Annotated in this window: 17 protein-coding genes; 8 read left to right on the forward strand and 9 right to left on the reverse strand. The window is 57.2% G+C overall.

Annotation, left to right across the window (positions count from 1 at the left end; genetic code table 11):
* Positions 1–19 precede the first annotated feature (19 nt).
* From ccmE to AC2FF7_RS07200, 5 genes are all read right to left on the reverse strand, one after another.
* Positions 20–466 (reverse strand): cytochrome c maturation protein CcmE, encoded by a 447-nt coding sequence (ccmE, locus tag AC2FF7_RS07180; protein ID WP_170354088.1) that lies wholly within the window; start codon positions 464–466, stop codon positions 20–22.
* Positions 467–473: 7 nt separating this feature from the next.
* Positions 474–1,502 carry an N-acetyl-gamma-glutamyl-phosphate reductase gene (gene argC, locus AC2FF7_RS07185; RefSeq protein WP_480865458.1) on the reverse strand — a complete coding sequence of 343 codons (1,029 nt, stop codon included), beginning with the start codon at positions 1,500–1,502 and terminating at the stop codon, positions 474–476.
* A 95-nt stretch (positions 1,503–1,597) separates the two neighbouring features.
* The gene (gene murI, locus AC2FF7_RS07190) at positions 1,598–2,407 is read right to left on the reverse strand and encodes a glutamate racemase (protein ID WP_170751072.1); all 810 of its coding nucleotides are present in this window, start codon (positions 2,405–2,407) and stop codon (positions 1,598–1,600) included.
* An 8-nt stretch (positions 2,408–2,415) separates the two neighbouring features.
* Positions 2,416–3,294 (reverse strand): lysophospholipid acyltransferase family protein, encoded by an 879-nt coding sequence (locus AC2FF7_RS07195; protein WP_170751071.1) that lies wholly within the window; start codon positions 3,292–3,294, stop codon positions 2,416–2,418.
* A gap of 80 nt (positions 3,295–3,374) precedes the next feature.
* Complete coding sequence (locus tag AC2FF7_RS07200; protein ID WP_496905428.1) at positions 3,375–6,794, reverse strand: indolepyruvate ferredoxin oxidoreductase family protein; 3,420 nt, start codon at positions 6,792–6,794, stop codon at positions 3,375–3,377.
* Positions 6,795–6,963: 169 nt separating this feature from the next.
* Here AC2FF7_RS07200 and AC2FF7_RS07205 point away from each other — a divergent pair, with 169 nt between their 5' ends.
* The 5 genes from AC2FF7_RS07205 (at position 6,964) to grxD (ending at position 13,684) form a co-directional block, all read left to right on the forward strand.
* Positions 6,964–7,869 carry a LysR family transcriptional regulator gene (locus tag AC2FF7_RS07205; protein WP_170354083.1) on the forward strand — a complete coding sequence of 302 codons (906 nt, stop codon included), beginning with the start codon at positions 6,964–6,966 and terminating at the stop codon, positions 7,867–7,869.
* 278 nt (positions 7,870–8,147) lie between these two features.
* Complete coding sequence (locus AC2FF7_RS07210; RefSeq protein ID WP_480865454.1) at positions 8,148–10,397, forward strand: mechanosensitive ion channel family protein; 2,250 nt, start codon at positions 8,148–8,150, stop codon at positions 10,395–10,397.
* A gap of 153 nt (positions 10,398–10,550) precedes the next feature.
* On the forward strand, positions 10,551–12,710 hold the full coding sequence (gene purL, locus AC2FF7_RS07215) for a phosphoribosylformylglycinamidine synthase subunit PurL (RefSeq protein ID WP_496905429.1): 2,160 nt from the start codon (positions 10,551–10,553) through the stop codon (positions 12,708–12,710).
* Positions 12,711–12,835: 125 nt separating this feature from the next.
* On the forward strand, positions 12,836–13,072 hold the full coding sequence (locus AC2FF7_RS07220; protein ID WP_170354080.1) for a BolA/IbaG family iron-sulfur metabolism protein: 237 nt from the start codon (positions 12,836–12,838) through the stop codon (positions 13,070–13,072).
* Between the two features lie 249 nt (positions 13,073–13,321).
* Positions 13,322–13,684 carry a Grx4 family monothiol glutaredoxin gene (grxD, locus tag AC2FF7_RS07225; protein WP_170354079.1) on the forward strand — a complete coding sequence of 121 codons (363 nt, stop codon included), beginning with the start codon at positions 13,322–13,324 and terminating at the stop codon, positions 13,682–13,684.
* Here grxD and AC2FF7_RS07230 read toward each other — a convergent pair whose 3' ends face one another.
* Genes AC2FF7_RS07230 through AC2FF7_RS07240 form a run of 3 tightly spaced genes read right to left on the reverse strand, consistent with a single transcriptional unit; the run spans position 13,685 to position 15,221 of the window.
* The gene (locus tag AC2FF7_RS07230; RefSeq protein WP_170751063.1) at positions 13,685–14,032 is read right to left on the reverse strand and encodes an MliC family protein; all 348 of its coding nucleotides are present in this window, start codon (positions 14,030–14,032) and stop codon (positions 13,685–13,687) included.
* The gene (locus AC2FF7_RS07235) at positions 14,029–14,424 is read right to left on the reverse strand and encodes a cell division protein ZapA (RefSeq protein WP_170751061.1); all 396 of its coding nucleotides are present in this window, start codon (positions 14,422–14,424) and stop codon (positions 14,029–14,031) included. The genes AC2FF7_RS07230 and AC2FF7_RS07235 overlap by 4 nt, the downstream gene beginning before the upstream one ends.
* A complete protein-coding gene (locus AC2FF7_RS07240) occupies positions 14,424–15,221 on the reverse strand; it encodes a hypothetical protein (protein WP_496905430.1) in 798 nt (265 codons plus the stop codon). Before AC2FF7_RS07240 ends, AC2FF7_RS07235 begins: the two co-directional genes overlap by 1 nt.
* Positions 15,222–15,455: 234 nt before the next feature.
* Here AC2FF7_RS07240 and tkt point away from each other — a divergent pair, with 234 nt between their 5' ends.
* The gene (gene tkt, locus AC2FF7_RS07245; protein WP_480865451.1) at positions 15,456–17,477 is read left to right on the forward strand and encodes a transketolase; all 2,022 of its coding nucleotides are present in this window, start codon (positions 15,456–15,458) and stop codon (positions 17,475–17,477) included.
* A gap of 160 nt (positions 17,478–17,637) precedes the next feature.
* The gene (locus AC2FF7_RS07250) at positions 17,638–17,988 is read left to right on the forward strand and encodes a hypothetical protein (protein ID WP_480865449.1); all 351 of its coding nucleotides are present in this window, start codon (positions 17,638–17,640) and stop codon (positions 17,986–17,988) included.
* A 42-nt stretch (positions 17,989–18,030) separates the two neighbouring features.
* Here the strand turns inward: AC2FF7_RS07250 and AC2FF7_RS07255 are convergent, their stop codons facing one another.
* Complete coding sequence (locus AC2FF7_RS07255; RefSeq protein WP_496905431.1) at positions 18,031–18,969, reverse strand: DUF808 domain-containing protein; 939 nt, start codon at positions 18,967–18,969, stop codon at positions 18,031–18,033.
* 182 nt (positions 18,970–19,151) lie between these two features.
* Here AC2FF7_RS07255 and gap point away from each other — a divergent pair, with 182 nt between their 5' ends.
* Positions 19,152–20,153: a type I glyceraldehyde-3-phosphate dehydrogenase gene (gene gap, locus AC2FF7_RS07260; protein ID WP_480865445.1), complete on the forward strand. Its 1,002-nt coding sequence runs from the start codon at positions 19,152–19,154 to the stop codon at positions 20,151–20,153.
* The last annotated feature ends 20 nt before the right edge of the window (positions 20,154–20,173 follow it).

Consider the following 20,173-nt stretch of genomic DNA (forward strand, 5'->3'; position numbering starts at 1 on the left):
TTCCTATCTATTCGAGGGGTCAGCCTTCGCTCGGCTCCACATACACGCCTTGCTCCTTCAGCGCGTCCACAACCTCTTTGGGCATGTAGGTTTCATCGTGTTTGGCAAGAATCTCGGTCGCCTCGAATACGCCATTCACATAAGAACCAGTCCCGATCATGCCCTGGTTTTCTTCGAACAAGTCCGGTAATACGCCTGTGAAAGCGACTGGTACACTTTCCCCGCCATCGGTTACGACAAACGTCACCGTTTCACCCTGCCCGCGAACGATCGAGCCCTCTTCGACCAAACCACCAATCCGGAACACTTCGGTGGACTTTGGCGGCTCTGCGATTACCTCGCTAGGCGAGCGGAAAAAGTTGATACCGTCCTGCAAAGCCCAGCCGATCAATGCTGTAGATGACACAAGGGCCACGACTGCCAGCAGTATGATCTGTACGCGGCGGCGTTTCTTGAGCGACTTCATGATATCCTCATGGGAACAGAGGGGCCATCATCAGGCCCGTTGTTTCAGCTTCACCTAACATCAGGTTGGCGTTCTGCAAGGCTTGGCCACTGCTACCTTTTGTCAGGTTATCCAGAGCACCGATCACGATCGCGCGACGTTCGATCCGGTCGCCAACTACACCGATATGGCAAAAATTTGAGCCCCGCACGTGGTGGGTCGATGGCGTCTCGCCAAAGGGTAGCATCTGGATAAAGGGTTCGTTTTCATAGGTCTTGGTCAACGCCTCGTACACGCTGGCCGGATCGCCTTTGACATAGGTGGTGGCCAGAATCCCGCGGTTCGCGGGCACCAGATGCGGCGTGAACTGGACCTTGACCGGACGGCCTGCCAACGCCGAGAATTCTTGATCGAACTCACCCAGATGGCGGTGGGTGCCGCCGACGGCATAGGCGTTGTACCCCTCGCTAAGTTCGGCGTGCAGGAGGTTTTCCTTGAGCGACCGCCCCGCGCCGGACACTGCGCACTTAAGATCCAGAATGATGTCATCCAGATCGATCACGTTGGCTGAGATCAGCGGGCGCAGCACATATTGCCCCGTCGCCGCGTTACAGCCAGTGCCCGCCACCAGACGGGCGCTGCGGATGTCGTCGCGGTAAAACTCGGTCAAGCCGTAGACTGCCTCGTCCTGCTGCGCCAGAGCGGCATGTGGGTTGCCGTACCATTTTTCATATTCCGCCGGATCACGCAGACGGAAATCGGCGGACAAGTCGATGATCTTGAGGGTCTTGGGCAGATCGCGGATCACTTCCTGACTGGTCTTGTGAGGCAAGGCACAGAAACACAGGTCGATCTGCGAAAAGTCGATTTCGGAAATCTTGCACAGGGTCGGCAGGTCCATGTGGCGCAGATGCGGAAAGACCTGCGCTATGGTCATCCCGGCCTTCCGCTCGGCGGCCAGTGCGGCGATCTCCATGTTGGGGTGTTCGGCAATCAGCCGTACCAGTTCAGCGCCTGTATAGCCCGAAGCCCCTAGAATTGCGATTTTATGGGTCATGTCAGACCTCTTGTTTGCGTGGTGTCACATGTCACGACCGCCGATGCGACGGTCCGGGAATAAATCAGCACAAGGCTGGGCGTCCTTGACCTAAGTCAGACAGCCTCGAACGTGATTTGTCGTCGCAGGAACTGTGTTGCGCGGTCGCTGACCGTGTCGGGCTTGCCGGTTGTCAGGAATCCGCCCTGCCCCCCGCCCCGCATGTTTGGATGACGTTCCAGATAATCCGCAAGGCTTTCGGCGACCAATGCGCCCTGGCTGAATACCTGCACATCCTCACCCAGCGCGGCCTGAAACTCGTCAGCCATCAGCGGATAATGGGTGCAGCCCAGAATGGCCGCCTGCGGTTCGGGCATTTTACGTTTGAGCGCGTCCACATGGCTGCGCACCAGCGCCTCGGCCAGGATCATATCGCCGTCTTCGATGGCATCGACCACACCGCCACAGGCTTGCGCCTCGACATCCACACCGATGGCGCGGAAAGCCAGTTCGCGTTGGAACGCTCGGCTAGAGACCGTCGCAGGCGTTGCAAACAGGGCCACATGCTTGACCGCAACCTCGCGCGGAGGGCTGTTGTCTCCCCATTGCCGTTCGGTCAGCGCCTCGATCAAAGGCACAAAGACGCCGAGCACTCGCTTGCCCTCGGGCACGCCCTCTTCCTGCATCCGGCGCAGAGCCGCGGCGCTGGCCGTGTTGCAGGCCAGAATCACCAGATCACAGCCCCGGTTCCAAAGCTCATTAACCGCGCCGCGTGTAAGCTCATAGATGTTCTGTGCATCCCGCACGCCGTACGGAGCGTGCGCACTGTCCGCGTAGTACAGGAAATCCAAGTCCGGCAGACGTTTCTGCGCGGCGTCCAGAACGGTCAGACCGCCCAAACCAGAATCAAAAATACCTACTGCCATTAGCCCCTTCAGGCGCGATGCCGTTCCTCAAACTCATAGCCGTAGTCATAGGACTCCAACGGCGTTGGAGACAGCTCATACGTGGCTTTGCGCAGGAAATCCATCATCTTGCGCGTGTCCTTGGCAAGAGGGTCCAAAACGTCGCGGCCAATGGGCTCTCCGACCACCACTTTGACCGGAGTGTCGACGCGCTTTTTGAACTCTTTGATCAGCAAGCCCATGCGCAAAGTGTTGTGCAGATGGCTGGCGACCTGAAACAGGCGCGAGGTGTGGCCCTCAAAGAATACCGGCACCACCGTTGCGTTCGACTTGGCGACCATGCGCGCCGTAAACCCGCGCCAACCCGGATCCATGGGGTATGAGAACGGTTTGACCCCGGTGCTAACCGTGCCACCGGGGAAAATCCCGATCGCTCCACCCTCATCCAAATAATTCAGCGCGGTTTTGCGGGTATCCAGATTCAGCTTCATCGCCTCTTTCGTCTCATCGAACGAGATCGGCAGGATGATGCGGTTCAAATCTTCGGCTTTGCGGAATACGCGATGGGCCAGTATGCGGAAATCGCCCCGAGCCTGAGACAGGATGTGGCCCATCATCATCCCATCCAGAATGCCGTAAGGATGGTTGGCGATCAGGATCAGCGGACCGGTCTGAGGGATGTTGGATAACGCGCCACCGACTACATCCAGCGACAAACCATACCGGTCCACCATAACCGACCAGAAATCGCGCCCCTGCGCGACCTCGTGCTCGTACCCATCCGCACGCTTGATCAGGCGCATGCGGCCTGTGGTATTCTCCATCAGTTTGATCACCATCCGTCCGCCTTTCGTTTCGGCGGAATGGGCATAAGAAATGTCACGAGCGACGTGGCGGCGCGAGGGCATGGTTGTCTCCGAAACTTGCTGCCTGCAATCTATGTGCGGCTAACAATCTTGCCTAGTGACCGTGACAGTGTTGTGACGATTTACTCGGCCGCTGCGCGCAAATTGGGCCCTCCGCTACGGATCGTTGACAAAAGTTCCTCTCGGCGTTTCGCTGCCTTGGCTTCGTTTTCCTGAAGCACCGGGCCGAAGCCGCGAATATCCAGTGGCAGTTCGGCCAAAGCGATGACGGCATCGCGGGTCTCAGAACTGATCAGCGGAGTGATCTCTTTGAGATCACGCTCGTATTGCTTGATCAGAGCTCGTTCCATTCGGCGTTCTGCGCTGTACCCGAATATATCCAGGGGCGTCCCACGCAAGGCTTTCAACCGGGTCATCAGCTTCAATGGCCCCAGCATCCACTCGCCATAAGTTCTTTTGCGCGGCCGACCATCCGGGCCTGTACCACCAAGGATCGGCGGCGCGAGGTGGAACGTCATCTTGAAGTCACCATCAAATTCGGTCTCCGCTTTTTCGCGGCTGGACAACAAAAGACGCGCGACCTCGTATTCATCCTTATAAGACAGCAGCTTATGATACCCTTTTGCAACGGCTTCACGGATACCCTTATCTTCGAATGTTTCGACCAGTCTGCGGTACCGTTTCGCGAGCCGCGCACTTTGATAAGCGGTCAGGTGATCGGCGCGAAAACTGATCATTTGATCCAGCGTCTTGGGTAGTTCAGCCACACTGGGCCGCAGAATCTCCGCGACTTTTTCCGGATACAGAACCGCCCAGCGACCGATATCAAAAGCCCGCTTGTTTCGCTCTACAGCCGTTCCGTTCAGTTCGATCGCCTGAAGGACAGCCGAATGTTTGATCGGAAGCAAACCACGCTGCCAAGCGGCCCCGAACACCATCATGTTGGAATAGATCGAGTCGCCCATCACTGCCCGCGCCAGATCAGTTGCGTCGAACAGCCAGACATCCTCTTTCAACCGCGCCTGTAAAGCCAGCTCGAGACGATCACCCGGAATCCGGAACTTGGTGTCGCGTGTGAAATCACCAGTGACCGTTTCGTGGCTGTTGACGACGGCACCAGTTTGCCCCGACCGGGTCAATCCCAGTGTCTTGGCCCCGGCAGAGACCACCAGATCACCACCTATCAACGCATCGGCTTCTCCTGTGGCGACGCGGATCGCGCTGATATCTTCAGGCCGGTTGGCCAGACGGCAATGGATGTGTACGGCACCCCCTTTTTGCGCCAGCCCGGCCATCTCCATCATCCCGGCTCCTTTGCCGTCGATCTGAGCGGCCTGAGCCAAAACAGCACCAAGCGTGACAACACCCGTACCGCCGATACCCGTGATGACCACGTTATGCGTGCCTTTGATCTTAGGCAGTGTCGGCATCGGAAGGTCTGGCAGGTCGATCTCGGTGGTTGCCTCCTTGCGGATTTTCGCACCTTCCAGCGTCACGAAGGACGGGCAGAACCCCTTGAGGCAGGAAAAGTCTTTGTTGCAACTGGACTGGTCGATCGCGCGCTTCCGGCCGAGTTCAGTCTCTTTGGGCACAATCGACACACAGTTCGACTGAACGCCGCAATCGCCGCAACCTTCGCAGATATCGGTGTTTATGAATACCCGCTTGTCGGGGTCAGGAAAGGTACCGCGCTTACGACGGCGGCGCTTTTCGGCGGCACAGGTCTGTACATAAACCAGGACCGAGACACCTTCGACACCGCGCAATTTTTCCTGGACCTGCATCAGCTCGGCGCGTTCGTGTGTTTCGACACCTGCAGGCAAGGCTTTGAAGTTCACATCTTCCTTTTCATCATAGACCAGCGCGACGTCTTTGACGCCCATAGCCTTAACCTCTGCCACGATCCGTTCCGCGGTCAGATCGCCTTCATTTCCCTGACCACCAGTCATCGCGACGGCATCGTTGAACAGAATTTTGAACGTGATGTTGGTGCCAGCCGACAGGGCCGCGCGGATCGCTTGAACGCCCGAGTGGTTATAAGTTCCGTCACCAAGGTTCTGGAAAACGTGATCCGTGGTCGAGAACGGCTCTTCCCCGATCCAGTTGGCCCCTTCTCCACCCATCTGCGTAAAGCCCGAGGTGCTGCGGTCCATCCACTGGACCATGTAGTGGCAACCGATCCCGGCATAGGCCCGGCTTCCATCCGGCACCTTGGTCGAACTGTTATGCGGGCATCCCGAACAGAAATACGGCAGACGCGTTGCGATCTCCTCCGCGTTGTCGGCACGCCGGGCCTCGGACAGCTTGGTTAATCCGGCGCGAACTCCATCGGTGTCTCGGCCTTCCTCAATCAGAATTTCGCCAAGCTTTTCAGCGATCATGTTGGGGTCCAATGCCCCTCGGGTCGGGAACAGTTCTTCGCGATGCAGAGTACCCGCACCGCCCTTATACCAGCCATACACACGACGCCCCCGACGGTCGTCAAAGATTGCCTCTTTAACCTGAACCTCGATCAGCTTGCGCTTTTCCTCGACGATTACGATCAGATCCAGACCTTCTGCCCAATCGTGGAACCCGGCCATGTCCAATGGGAATGTCTGCCCGACCTTGTACGTCGTGATGCCCAAACGCTCGGCCTCGGCTTCATCGATGTTCAGAAGAGACAGCGCATGGGCCAAATCCAACCAGTTCTTGCCTGCGGCAACAAACCCGATTTTTGCGCCGGGTTTGCCCCAGACACGTTTGTCCATCTTGTTGGCGTGCGAGAACGTCTCGGCCGCGAAGCGTTTGAAGTCTATCAGTCGTGCCTCTTGCAGGTGCGGCGTGTCCACCAGCCTGATGTTCAACCCGTCCTGAGGCGTATCAAAGTCAGGGACGACAACGGACATCCGATCTGCGCTGCCATCCACGACCGAGGTGACCTCGATCGTGTCCTTCATGGTCTTTAGACCGACCCAAACCCCGGCAAACCGGCTAAGGGCAAATCCATAAACACCATAATCCAGAATTTCCTGTACGCCTGCGGGGCTGACGATCGGCATATACATGTCAACCAGCGACCATTCTGACTGATGCAGCACGGTCGAGCTTTCACCGGTATGGTCATCCCCCATAGCCATCAATACGCCGCCATGGGTCGCAGTGCCCGCCATGTTGGCGTGGCGCATCACGTCGCCGGAACGGTCTACTCCGGGCCCTTTTCCGTACCAAAGACCGAAAACCCCATCAAACTTGCCATCCCCTCGAAGACCCGCCTGCTGACTGCCCCACAAAGCAGTTGCAGCCAAATCTTCGTTTAGACCGTATTGAAAGGTGACATCGCTTTCGGCCAATTGCTTTTGAGCGCGCATCATCTGTTGATCAACCGCCCCAAGCGGAGAACCACGGTAGCCGGTTACAAGCCCGGCAGTATTCAGCCCGGCCTGACGATCCCGTGCCTTTTGCATAAGCATCAGACGCACCAGCGCTTGGGTGCCATTCAACAAAACCTGGTTCTTTTCCAAATCGAACCGGTCATTCAAAGTTACTTGTGGCTTACTCATCAAACGCCTCCCCACGTCAGATCAGTGTGCTTTCTTTAATTGCATATTAGGTCATAAACTATGACCTGTATAGGGATTTTCCCATAAAACATAAGGATTTCACCGTTTGAATGTAGAAGTTGTTACCTATTTCATATAGGCGTTCCGAAGGATAACGAAAGTTGCGGCGATGGATTGGGATAAGCTTAGGATATTTCACGCGGTTGCAGATGCGGGCAGCCTGACCCATGCGGGCGATAGGCTGAACCTGTCGCAATCCGCCGTCAGTCGACAAATCCGAGCGCTGGAAGAGTCTCTTGATTCGACTCTTTTTCATCGCCACGCGCGTGGTCTGATCCTGACCGAACAGGGTGAGTTGTTGTTTGACGCCACCTCGGCCATGTCTAAACGCCTGGACGCAGCGGCAGCGCGCATTCGCGACAGCGAAGAAGAAGTCTTTGGTGTTCTTCGCGTCACCACAACTTTCGGTTTTGGAACCCTATGGTTGGCCCCGCGTCTGCCAAAGCTGTACGAACAGTATCCCGACCTCAACATTGACCTGATGTTGGAAGAGCGGGTTCTGGATCTTCCTATGCGCGAAGCCGACGTGGCCATTCGGATGAAAGAACCCAGCCAGGCAGATCTGGTGCGCAAAAGACTGATGACAGTTCAGATGCAGCTATACGCGACACAGGAGTACATTGAGGAAAACGGCACCCCTCAAACGTTGGAAGACATTTCCAACCATCGACTGATCTGCCAGACCCCCGCTGCCCCACAAGCTGGGGCAAGCGCTGCCATGGTGCGGCATCTTATGACTTATAATCCGGGGTCCTTGCTAACGGTGAACAACTATTTCGGTGTTCTACAAGGCGTACTGCACAATTTGGGCATCGGCGTGTTGCCAGACTACGTGACACAAGATTTCCCCCACCTCGTTCCGCTTCTGGCAGATATCGAAACTGCGGATGTCCCCGTTTATCTCGCCTACCCAGAAGAACTGCGGCACTCCAAGCGCGTGGCCGCGTTCCGCGATTTCGTTCAGGACGAAATTATTGCGCAACGTAAACAGTTGAAGCAGTTGGGAAAGCTGTAGCTATGCGCCTTAAGCATAGCGGGCATGATCACTCAACAGCATGAAACATCTTGATCGTTCATAAACTGATCCCTAAATGAGCACTCGAAGACGGTGATGCTGAAACGCTCATCATCTTCATACCTCCCTGTTGGACTACGGCCGAGCTTAGTGCTCGGCCTTTTTTTTGTTCGAACTTTAGATTTTCGCACGCCACAGGGGAAACATCTGGGAAAATCTGACACTTATCCCTATTATCACGAAAAAATCATCAAGACGTGAGTTCGAGGACAGATTCGATGTTTCACCCCATTCGCCTCATTTTGGCGATCATTTCCGTCATTTGCCTGTCGGGGCCAGTGCTGTCACAAGAAAGCAGTACAACCAGTCCGACTACGCCTATCGCTATTCCCGAAGACCTCACACCTGAACAGGTGGATGATCTGGTCGCGCGGATGTCTGACGACCAGGTTCGCGCCATTTTGCTGGACCGGCTGGACGCCGTAGCAGAGGAACGCGCCGCCGAGGCCGCTGACCGCGAAGACCCCATCAAGGAATTAAATGCCATCTGGGAGGCAATGGTTGCCTCGTGGACGCATGTGTTGACGACCATTCCGAACCTGATCAGCGCTCAGGTTCATGCTACCGAGAACTTTATCGGCACATTTGGTTCAACAGGCGCCCTGACCCTGATGGGTATTGTTCTTAGCGTATTGGTCGTTGGTTTCATTGCTGAAAAGCTGTTCTACCTTTTGACGCGAAAATGGCACGAAAAGTCGGGCATGCACCAAGACAACGACCTGCGGGGAGCTGTTCGTTTTCTATTCCGCCGCTTTTGCCGAGAAATCGCCGGACTGGTAGTGTTTTACGTAGTCATCCGAGCAGTTGGGCGTGGATTGATGACGCCAGAACAGATCACTTATGCCGCACCTTTCGTCTTCTATCTGATCTGGGTTCCCCGTCTAGGTGCTGCTGCGTCGCGTTTCGTACTGGCGCCCAACCAGCCGCATTACCGACTGGTCAACATTGACGATCATTGGGCAAAGTTCCTGCACCGCAACCTGATTGGGTTGCTGATCCTGATCGGTTTGACGCTGTTTACAGTGCACTTCAACGCGCTTAACGGCATCACCCCCGGCGAAACCCGTATCGGTTTCTGGCTGAACGCAGGCATTCACATCTATATTGGTGTCATCGCCTGGAAAGCTCGCGAAGGCCTGACGCAGATGATGCTGGGCACTGACCCGGATCACACCAAGTTTGACGAGGAAGTTGCCTACTATTACCCCTATTTCGCCATTGGCGTTTCAGCGGTGATCTGGCTGCTGGTTGAATTCCTAGCTGCACAGCGAGATCCAGTTCTTCGATCGCTGTTGCTGCAAGGTGCGCATTTCACCACTATGTTCTGGCTGCTGATAGCGCCCGCACTGGATACGCTGATCCGCGGTCTGGTGCGTCACTTGCAACCTCCGATGCTAGGTGAAGGTCCGGTGGCCGAACGCGCGTATAAATCGACCAAGCGCAGCTACATCCGTATCGGGCGCGTTTTGGCCGGTATTCTGGTCATCTTGATGATTTCACGCGCGTGGGATCTGAACCTTCAGGAAATCGCTGGTGGCGGAGATGAGTCCGGCAGCAAACTGGTGCAGTTTTTCATTATTATCGCCATCGGCTATATACTTAATGAGATCATATCGCTGTGGATCAACCGCCGTCTGGCCAAAGAACACACCGCCAATGGCCAAAGTCCTGATGAAGAGGCTGGCGAAGGTGGCGGTGCCGGTGGCTCGCGTCTGGCGACGGTGCTGCCGCTGCTACGAGTCACCGCGCAGGTCGCGATTGCAGTGATCTTTGTGTTGTTGGCGTTGGGCGCGTTGGGCATCAACATCACACCACTGCTGGCCGGTGCTGGTGTTCTGGGTCTGGCCATCGGCTTTGGGGCACAGAAGCTGGTAGCAGATATCGTTGGTGGGATTTTCTTCCTGGTCGATGACGCTTTCCGCGTGGGCGAATACGTCGATGTGGGCGGCACCACCGGCACGGTCGAAAAGATCTCGATCCGGTCCATGCAGCTGCGTCACCACCGAGGCCCAGTCCACACCATCCCCTATGGTGAGATCCAGAAGCTGACCAACTACAGCCGTGACTGGGTCATCATGAAGCTGAAATTCACCGTGCCTTTCGATACTGATCCCAACAAGGTCAAGAAGATCTTCAAGAAGATCGGAGCCGAGATGATGGCCGACGAAACCCATAAAGACGGGTTCCTGCAGCCCTTCAAATCACAAGGCGTATTCGATTTCGACGATGTGGGCATGATCATCAGGGGCAAGTTTATGGCCAAACCAGGCAAGCAGTTCACGCTGCGCAAAGAAATCTTCAACCGGGTGAAGGCCTCGTTCAAGGAAAACGGCATCGACTTTGCCCGCCGTGAGGTGCGTGTTGCCATTCCGGGCCTGGAAGACGCCGACCACCTGACTGAAGAGCAGAAGGCCGCCGTTGGCGCCGCGGCTGCCGACGCAGCGAACCAACAGCAGAACCCGGCCTAAGCCAAAACCTGACTGCAAAATAGGCGGAACCGGCCTCTGGTCGGTTCCGTTTTACTTTGGCGCGTAACGCCTGCGCTGACTTGACCCTTCCCACGGGCGCATCCTTGCCCTACAAGGCGCGCAATCTCGGCCCATTTGGACACAGGACAGAAGATGCAAGAGCCCGCAATCACACCCGATCTGATCGCCGCACACGGGCTGAAGCCCGATGAATATGACATGATCCTCGAGATCATCGGGCGCGAGCCGACCTTCACCGAACTGGGCATCTTCTCGGCCATGTGGAACGAGCATTGCTCGTACAAGTCCTCCAAGAAATGGTTGCGCACCCTGCCCACCTCTGGTCCGCAGGTGATCTGCGGTCCGGGTGAAAATGCGGGTGTGGTCGATATCGGCGACGGTCAGGCCGTGGTGTTCAAGATGGAAAGCCACAACCACCCCTCGTATATCGAACCCTATCAGGGCGCGGCGACCGGCGTGGGCGGCATCCTGCGTGACGTCTTCACCATGGGCGCGCGGCCCATCGCGTCGATGAACGCCCTGTCCTTTGGCGAACCTGCACACCACAAGACCCGCCAGCTTGTGAATGGCGTGGTTGAAGGTATCGGCGGTTATGGCAACTGCTTCGGTGTGCCCTGCGTGGGTGGCGAAGTGCGGTTCCACCCCGCCTATAACGGCAACTGCCTTGTGAACGCCTTTGCTGCCGGTCTGGCCGACAGCGACAAGATTTTCTACTCAGCCGCGTCTGGCGTCGGTATGCCCGTCGTTTATCTGGGTGCCAAAACCGGCCGTGATGGTGTTGGTGGTGCGACCATGGCCTCAGCCGAATTCGACGATACAATCGAAGAAAAACGCCCCACCGTTCAGGTCGGCGACCCCTTCACCGAAAAGCGCCTGATGGAGGCGACGCTGGAACTGATGCAGACTGGTGCTGTGATCTCGATTCAGGATATGGGTGCAGCTGGCCTGACCTGTTCCGCCGTAGAAATGGGCGACAAGGGCGGCCTTGGCGTGCGTCTGGATCTGGAAAACGTACCCCAGCGCGAAGAAAACATGACCGCCTATGAGATGATGCTGTCGGAATCTCAGGAACGGATGCTGATGGTCCTAAAGCCCGAGCTGGAAGCCGAGGCCCGCGCCGTGTTCGAGAAATGGGATCTGGACTTTGCCATCGTCGGCGAAACGATTGCCGAGGACCGTTTCCTCATCGTCCACAATGGTGAGGTCAAAGCCGATCTGGTGTTGTCGAAACTGTCCTCGACCGCGCCGGAATATGACCGCCCGTGGGTCGAAACACCTGCGGCCGAGGAATTGGCCGAGGTCCCTCAGATCGACCCGATTGACGGTCTGCGCGCCCTGCTCGCCTCGCCCAACTATGCAGGCAAGCAATGGGTGTACGAACAGTACGACACAATGGTGATGGCCGACACCGCCCGCACCCCCGGCCTCGGCGCGGGCATGGTTCGCGTGCATGGAACTGACAAGGCGCTAGCCTTCACCAGCGACGTGACGCCGCGTTACGTGCGCGCCAACCCGATTGAGGGCGGCAAGCAGGCAGTGGCCGAAGCCTATCGCAATCTGACCTCCGTTGGGGCCACTCCGCTGGCGACCACCGACAACCTGAATTTCGGCAACCCCGAAAAGCCCGAGATCATGGGCCAGTTCGTCGGCGCGATCAAAGGCATTGGCGAGGCTGTCGCCGCGCTGGATATGCCGATCGTATCGGGCAACGTCTCGCTCTATAACGAGACCGACGGCCAGGCGATCCTGCCGACCCCCACCATCGGCGCGGTTGGTCTGCTAAACCACACTGATGAGATTATCGGCAATGAGGTTCGCGAAGGCCATGTTGCGCTGGTCATCGGCGAAACCAAAGGCCATCTGGGTCAATCCGCCCTGCTTGCTGAGGTGTTCAACCGCGAAGACGGTGACGCGCCCCATGTCGATCTGGACGCCGAAAAACGCAACGGCGACTTTATCCGCGCCAACCGCGAGATGATCAAAGCCTGCACCGATCTGGGCGACGGCGGCCTTGCGCTGGCCGCGTTCGAACTGGCCGAGGCGGCTGGCGTGGGGGTCTGCCTCGATGATGCTTCGACCGAGTTCCTGTTCGGCGAGGATCAGGCGCGCTATCTGGTCGCCTGTAACTTTGATCAGGCCGAGGCACTGATGATCGCCGCCGGTCAAGCAGGTGTTCCGCTGGTCTCGGTTGGTCGTTTCACCGGCGAGACAGTCAAGATCGGAGGATCCGAGGCCGCTCTGAACGAATTGACCGCCACCTTCCGCAGCAGCTTTGCCGACGCTGTGGCCTGATATCGCCTTCGCAAACCAAGATGAAACCCGCGCTTGGACCGGCGCGGGTTTTGTCGTCTCAGGACCACTTGCGCGCCCCGCTTTGGCGCTCTACATCTTGGGAAAGACCTTCAGGAGTGACCTACATGCCGATGAGCGCCCACGAAATCGAACACCTGCTGCGCGAAGCCTTTCCCGATGCGGAAATTCAGGTCGGCGGCAGCGACGGCGTGCATATGTCAGCCATGGTCGTGGACGAAAGCTTTCGCGGCAAAAACCGGGTTCAACAACAGCGGGCGGTCTATGCGGCCTTGAAAGGTAAGATGGACGGCCCAGATGGAGAGTTGCACGCGCTGGCGCTGACTACAAAAGTGCCGGAGTAACATGGAGCATTTGATCGCACTCACAATTGCGATTTCTGTCTTTGTCCTGCTAATCGGACTGTTAGCGTGGAACCACTCAAAGACCGGCCGCAAAACAGGACGAGGATCTCTGCCTGCGCAGGACAAACACATTCTGCACTCGTCTTACAAGTCGCATGACGGTGCAATTCGTTCAACGCAGACCCATATTCCAAAAGACCCCCAAGACTTCGCCAAAGCGATGATGCCGAAGAGCAAAGGAAACGCGAAATGACTGACGTGAAAACCCAGATCGACGAAACCGTCAAAGCCAACGATGTGGTGCTTTATATGAAGGGCACCAAGGAAATGCCTCAGTGTGGGTTTTCGTCCCGCGTGGCTGGTGTGCTGAACTATATGGGCGTCGACTATGCCGACGTGAACGTTCTAGCGGATGAAGAGGTCCGTCAGGGCATCAAGGATTATTCCGACTGGCCGACCGTGCCGCAGCTTTACGTCAAAGGCGAATTCGTCGGCGGTTGCGACATCATCACCGAGATGACCCTGTCGGGTGAGCTGGACACGCTGTTTGATGACAACGGCGTTGGTTACAACAAAGAAGCCGCCGACAAGATCCGCGAAGCAAACGCCTGATCACCGGCTGGAGCAATTCTCTAATATAACCTGCTCGCTGGCGGCATCCCCTGTCGCCAGAAAGCTGACCGTTGCATCCCAACCTTTAGACCGCAGAATATAGGTGCCGCCGTTGCCTTCGGATCTGTACTGGATTCCCGATCCACTTATACTCTGCTCTAACGCGATCAGTTGATTGTCGACCAGCATGGCCGCGGCGCTCGAGCCGTCCGAGGCATTAAAGAACACCACCTCAAGCGGAACGGCATTGTCGCAGGTGAAGGTAACAGGGAGAACGTCGAGTTCCGCCCAAGCGGTGTTTCCCAACACCGTCGCCACGAAAACAGCAGATATCCGACGCAACATCATCCCGCAGTCTTTTCTTCCACAACCGAGGCAAGCGCTTCGGCCCGAGCCGCCAATTCAGCTAGCGTGTCTGTCACGGAAGGCGGCACAACCGCTACCTCGACCCTTTCGGGTTCAGGCTGCGGTTTGTTGCGCAAAGCCTGAATTTCGGCCTCGGCCTCGGCCAATTTTGCTTGCAGGGAACTAATCTGATCTTCCGACGCGGCCGTTTTGTCAGCAAGCATGAGGCCGGCCATCAGCAGCATTCTGGACTCGGGCATTCGTCCTATTTGATCAGAAAGAACCTGTGCTTCGTCGTCCAACATCTTAGCGGCGGCTTGCAGGAACACTTCTTCCCCGTCCTGACATGAGACGTCAAAACCCCGCCCACCGATTTGAATGGTTACCTCGGGCATTACTCCACCTCTCCTTCAGCCAGCTTGGCTTGCGACAAAAGCGGCTCCAGTCGCGCCAGCACAGCATGCGCTTCGGCCGCGTCCGTGGCCTGAGCGGCTCGGGTCGCTTCCAGTTCGGCTACTGTTGCGCGGTTTAGAAGTTCGGCATCCGGCAAACCGCCCTCGGACGCAACGCGCAGTTCATCGACCGAATTGCGCAACTGTTCATTAGCCTTGCGCATACGCTGCAGATCGTCATCCAAACGGGACATAGCCGCGCCATGACTACTGCGTTCAGCGCGCAACATCTCAAGCTCGGCACTTAACTCAGCGACCCGCTCGCTATCAGCCAGTTCCGATTTCAAACGCGCATTCTCGGCCTTCAACTCCTCTGCCATGCTTGCAGTTGCCTTCAACCGATCGTTCTCCGCCTTCAAAACGGCAAGCTCGTCCTGATCTTCCAGGGCCGCTTTGGCGTCCGCAAGCTCTGCACGGGCGGCTTCCACCGCGGCCAGTTTCGCGGTTGCTTCAGCCAATTGCTCGCGCAAAGCTCCATTTTCTGGGTGTTCAGCAGGAACCGAACGCAAGCTCTCCATATCGGCGCGCATTGCGTCGACTTCCTGTTCATGACGTTGCTTGAGGGCTCTAAGACGCTCTTCCAATTGCGCATTTGCTACACGTTCGTCATCCAGCGCGGCACGCAACGTTTCATCTTGCGCGCGCGAAGGTTCTGACATTGCACCCATGGCGTCCACGCTTGCACCGATACGTTCCATCGCGACAACAATACGGCGCTGTAATTCTTCGATCTGGCTCATGCCCCTGCCACCTCTTCATCAAGGTTCCGTGTGCTGCGGTTCATCCGAATCAACTTAATTCACGAATTGGTCTAGTCTAACCGAATGGCGCGGAAAATACCCACTGTTTGCTTTCAAATACTTGAGCCGCGTTCTTGAAGCAGTTCGCCCTTGTAACCCCCGGTTCTGCTTGCACTTTGAGGACTGAGTGGTATTCAGCGCGCAATCTGCCTGTAATCCAAAGGAATAACGCCCGTGGACCTGACTGCGCTGCGCAATGCAAACCCCGAACATTGGGACAAGGCTGCGGCCATCCGCACATTGACCCTTGATGCCGTCGCCGCCGCCAATTCCGGCCATTCCGGCATGCCGATGGGCATGGCCGACGTCGCGACCGTGCTGTTCGAAAAGCACCTGAAATTTGACGCCTCGGCGCCGAACTGGCCCGATCGCGACCGGTTTATCCTGTCTGCAGGTCACGGCTCGATGCTGATCTATTCCTTGCTCTATCTCACAGGCCACGCTGACGTCACTCTGGACGAGATCAAAAACTTCCGCCAGCTGGGCGCAAAAACCGCGGGCCACCCCGAGAACTTCTTGGTCAATGGCATCGAGACCACCACCGGCCCATTGGGTCAGGGCATCTCGAACGCTGTAGGCTTTGCAATGGCCGAGGAAATCCAGCGCGCGCAATACGGTAAGAAGGTCGTTGACCACTATACCTATGTGATCGCGGGCGACGGCTGCCTGATGGAAGGGGTCAGCCAAGAAGCCATCACCCTTGCCGGACGTCATGAGCTGAGCAAGCTGATTGTTTTCTGGGACAACAACAACATCACCATCGACGGCACCGTGGACATCGCAGACCGCACCGATCAGGTGCGCCGTTTCGCGGCCTCAGGCTGGCATGTGATCGAGATTGACGGACACGATCCGCAGGCCATCGACGCGGCCATTGTGCAGGCGAAAAAGTCGAACAAGCCGACCATGATTGCCTGCGAAAGCCACATCGCATTGGGTCACGCAGCGCAGGACACTTCGAAAGGCCACGGTGCGCTGACCGATCAGGATCAGTTGAAAGCCGCCAAAGAAGGCTATGGCTGGCCGCATGGCGCGTTTGAAATCCCCGCCGATGTGAAATCCGCATGGGAAGCCATCGGTGCACGCGGTGCCGCAGAGCGCGCGGCATGGGAAGACCGTTTCGCACAAATCTCGGAACGCAAGCAGGCAGATTTCAACCGCGCCTACGCATTTGAAGCGCCCAAGAAACTGGCCGGCGCGATCCGCGCGTTCAAGAAACAAGCCTCAGAAGACCAACCGAAACTGGCCACCCGCGCCTCATCGGAGAAAGTTCTGAACGTCGTCAACCCGATCCTGACCGAGACCGTGGGCGGTTCGGCCGACCTGACGGGCTCGAACAACACCAAATCTGCTGACATGGGCGTGTTCCTGCCGGAAAATCGCAAGGGCCGTTACATCCACTACGGTATACGTGAACACGGCATGGCCGCTGCGATGAACGGCATGGCGCTACATGGTGGCATCCGCCCGTATGGCGGCACGTTCATGGCCTTCACCGACTATGCGCGTCCGTCGATGCGTCTGGCAGCGTTGATGAAAATCCCTTCGGTCTTCGTGATGACTCACGATTCGATCGGTCTGGGCGAAGACGGCCCGACCCACCAGCCGGTCGAACATCTGGCCATCAGCCGCGCGACGCCCAACACCTATGTGTTCCGCCCCGCCGACACGGTTGAAACAGCAGAAGCCTGGGAACTGGCGCTGACCTTCAAGGAAAGCCCCTCGGTCTTGTCGCTGACTCGTCAGGGCGTACCGACCGTGCGAAAGGATCACAAAACCAAGAACCTGTCCGCGCAAGGCGCCTATGTTCTGGCCGAGGCCGAGGGCAAACGTCAGGCCATCCTGATTGCCACCGGCTCTGAAGTGTCGCTGGCGATGGAAGCCAAGGCGATGCTTGAGGCCGAAGGCATCGGCACCCGTGTCGTCTCCATGCCCTGTATGGAGCTGTTCGCCGAGCAGGACGAAGCCTATCGCAAGCGCGTGCTGCCCGCTGGTGCCGTCCGCGTCGGCATCGAGGCCGCTGTGCGCGCCGGTGGCTGGGATCGCTGGCTGCTGGGCGAGCGTGGCCGTGAAGCCAAAGCCGGGTTCATCGGCATGTCGGGCTTTGGTGCGTCGGCCCCTGCGGGTGAGCTGTATAAGCATTTCGGCATCACTGCCGAGGCCGCCGTTGCCAAAGTCAAGGAACTGCTGGGTTAAATCCCGACATCAGTCCATAGGAAACAGGCGGTCCGCATGGGCCGCCTTTTTTGCGCCCCACCCTCACAGACTGGTGAGTCGTCGTGATCCCACCTGCCCTATTTCGTAGGCCGTAACGTCTTAAGTGCTGGAGGCAATGCAGTTACAGGGAAGTTTAGAAATGAAGAAACACGCCGTACTGAGCGCCATAGCAGTGATCCTGGCTGCCCCAGCATTCGCGGGGGATTTCGCCAGCAAGGAAGAAATTCAAAAAACGATGGCCGACCACACCTATGCAGGCGGTATGCTGTCAGGCGCGTTTACAGAGTATTATGCAGCCGACGGTACCATCAAAGGCGAAGGCTATTCGGGCAAGTGGGAAGCAACAGATAATGGGATGTGCTTTCAGTATGGCGATGATCCCAAAAACTGCTGGGACCTGAAAATTGACGGAGCCGCCGTTACCCTGGTCAAAGATGGTAAGATTGACGGGTCTGGCGTCGTGGTAAAAGGCAACACTAACGGGTTCTAACTCCAATCCGCGCCGCCGAAACTGCGGCGCGGATTTTATTGTTCAGTGGGATTTTAACAGTTTCGTCGCCGGTGGGATTAGTACCATCCCCCAAGCCAGTCCGAATACTCCGTCCATGGCGGCCTTGACGATCCACTCGACTGCGCCTTCATATTGCGCCGAAACCATATGGCCGACCGCATAAGCCCAGTCGTGAATGTGGTGGCCCAGCCAGCCAAAGCCCAAAACCTCGAGCCCGTGGATGATGATCGACCCGCCGACCCACAGCATCGCGGCGGTCCCGACGATAGAGAGTACTTTCATTACAATCGGCATGGCTCTGACCAAGCCTCGCCCGGTTCCGCGCCCGATCGGGGTTGGTGCGTTCTGCGCCAGAAACAGGCCCACATCGTCCATCTTCACGATCAACGCCACCGAGCCATAGACCGCCACCGTCACACCTATCCCGACAACAGCCAACGTTGCCGCCTGCATCCAGATGTTCGGCGCCTCGATGGCGGCAAGCGCGATGGTCATGATTTCGGCTGACAGGATGAAATCGGTCTTTATTGCACCTTTGACTTTTTGCTCTTCCAGATGGCCCGGATCACGGATTTTCATATCCTCGTCGATGACGTGGCTGCCATGGGGGAAGAGGACATGGAAAATTTTCTCAGCCCCCTCGAAACATAAATATGATCCGCCCAGCATCAGCAAAGGCGTGATCAGCCAAGGTGCGAAATTAGCCAGCAACAGCGCAACGGGCAGCAGCAGCACGATCTTGTTGAAAACCGACCCGCGCGCGATGCGCCAGATGATCGGCAACTCGCGCGCCGGGGCGAAACCTTGCACGTATTTCGGCGTCACGGCTGCATCGTCAATGATTACACCCGCCGTTTTGGCCCCCGCCTTGCCAGCCGCTGCAACAACATCATCAACCGACGATGCCGCAACTTTTGCAATTCCGGCAACATCGTCCAGCAATGCCAAAAGACCGCTCATGCCTAGTTCCTTCCTGTAACCAGCCGCAGGTGGACCCTACCTGATCTTTCAGCTAGCGCAAGCGTTAGCGATACCGGCCAAGGTTTGCGCTAACACGTTAAAAATATGTCACTTTTACTCTTTTGAGAACGCGCTAGGGCCGCTATATCGCCTGCAACGCAAGCGCATTTTGGAGACGTCATATGACCATCAAGGTCGGCATCAATGGTTTTGGCCGTATCGGCCGCTGCACCCTGTCACACATCGCGGCATCAGCGCGCAACGACATCGAAGTGATCAAGGTCAACGCAACCGGCCCGCTGGAAACCACGGCGCATCTGCTGAAATATGACAGCGTCCACGGGCGCTTCCCCCGCGACGTCTCGATCGAGGGCAACACCATGGATCTGGGCCGCGGCCCCATGGAGATGTTCTCGACCTACGACATGAACGACCTGGACTGGGAAGGCTGCGACGTCGTTCTGGAGTGCACCGGCAAATTCAATGACGGCCTGAAAGCCAAGACGCATCTTGAGCGTGGTGCGCAAAAGGTTCTGCTGTCCGCACCGGGCAAGAATGTAGATAAAACCATCGTCTATGGCGTGAATCACAACAGTCTGGCTGCTGACGATAAAATGGTCTCGAACGGGTCTTGCACCACGAACTGCCTTGCTCCGCTTGCCAAGGTTCTGGACGAAGGCGTCGGGATCGAACATGGCATCATGACCACGATCCACGCCTATACTGGCGACCAGCCTACGCTGGACCGTCGCCACAGCGACCTGTACCGCGCTCGCGCTGCCGCTATGTCGATGATCCCGACTTCTACCGGTGCTGCCAAGGCGCTGGGTGAGGTTCTGCCGAACCTCAAAGGTCGTCTGGATGGCTCGGCAATCCGGGTTCCGACCCCGAATGTATCCGCTGTTGACCTAACATTCCGCGCCGGTCGCGATGTGACTGTGGATGAGGTGAACGCGATTGTCCGTGAAGCCTCGCAAGGTCACATGCAGCGCGTTCTGGGTTACGAACCTGCTCCACTGGTCTCGACAGATTTCAACCACACCGAGGAAAGCTCGATCTTCGCTCCGGACCAGACCCGTGTTGTCAATGACCGCATGGTGCGCGTTCTGGCATGGTACGACAACGAATGGGCCTTCTCAGTTCGCATGGCCGATGTTGCTGTGGCAATGGGTCGCCTTAACTAAGACCCGTTTGAATTCTTGAA

The sequence above is a fragment of the Ruegeria sp. YTSC325 genome, assembly GCF_059609525.1.

Coding starts and splice junctions, on each gene's coding strand:
- ccmE (WP_170354088.1), bottom strand. CDS start 466: ATGAAGTCGCTCAAGAAACGCCGCCGCGTACAGATCATACTGCTGGCA.
- argC (WP_480865458.1), bottom strand. CDS start 1,502: ATGACCCATAAAATCGCAATTCTAGGGGCTTCGGGCTATACAGGCGCT.
- murI (WP_170751072.1), bottom strand. CDS start 2,407: ATGGCAGTAGGTATTTTTGATTCTGGTTTGGGCGGTCTGACCGTTCTG.
- AC2FF7_RS07195 (WP_170751071.1), bottom strand. CDS start 3,294: ATGCCCTCGCGCCGCCACGTCGCTCGTGACATTTCTTATGCCCATTCC.
- AC2FF7_RS07200 (WP_496905428.1), bottom strand. CDS start 6,794: ATGAGTAAGCCACAAGTAACTTTGAATGACCGGTTCGATTTGGAAAAG.
- AC2FF7_RS07205 (WP_170354083.1), top strand. CDS start 6,964: ATGGATTGGGATAAGCTTAGGATATTTCACGCGGTTGCAGATGCGGGC.
- AC2FF7_RS07210 (WP_480865454.1), top strand. CDS start 8,148: ATGTTTCACCCCATTCGCCTCATTTTGGCGATCATTTCCGTCATTTGC.
- purL (WP_496905429.1), top strand. CDS start 10,551: ATGCAAGAGCCCGCAATCACACCCGATCTGATCGCCGCACACGGGCTG.
- AC2FF7_RS07220 (WP_170354080.1), top strand. CDS start 12,836: ATGCCGATGAGCGCCCACGAAATCGAACACCTGCTGCGCGAAGCCTTT.
- grxD (WP_170354079.1), top strand. CDS start 13,322: ATGACTGACGTGAAAACCCAGATCGACGAAACCGTCAAAGCCAACGAT.
- AC2FF7_RS07230 (WP_170751063.1), bottom strand. CDS start 14,032: ATGATGTTGCGTCGGATATCTGCTGTTTTCGTGGCGACGGTGTTGGGA.
- AC2FF7_RS07235 (WP_170751061.1), bottom strand. CDS start 14,424: ATGCCCGAGGTAACCATTCAAATCGGTGGGCGGGGTTTTGACGTCTCA.
- AC2FF7_RS07240 (WP_496905430.1), bottom strand. CDS start 15,221: ATGAGCCAGATCGAAGAATTACAGCGCCGTATTGTTGTCGCGATGGAA.
- AC2FF7_RS07250 (WP_480865449.1), top strand. CDS start 17,638: ATGAAGAAACACGCCGTACTGAGCGCCATAGCAGTGATCCTGGCTGCC.
- AC2FF7_RS07255 (WP_496905431.1), bottom strand. CDS start 18,969: ATGAGCGGTCTTTTGGCATTGCTGGACGATGTTGCCGGAATTGCAAAA.
- gap (WP_480865445.1), top strand. CDS start 19,152: ATGACCATCAAGGTCGGCATCAATGGTTTTGGCCGTATCGGCCGCTGC.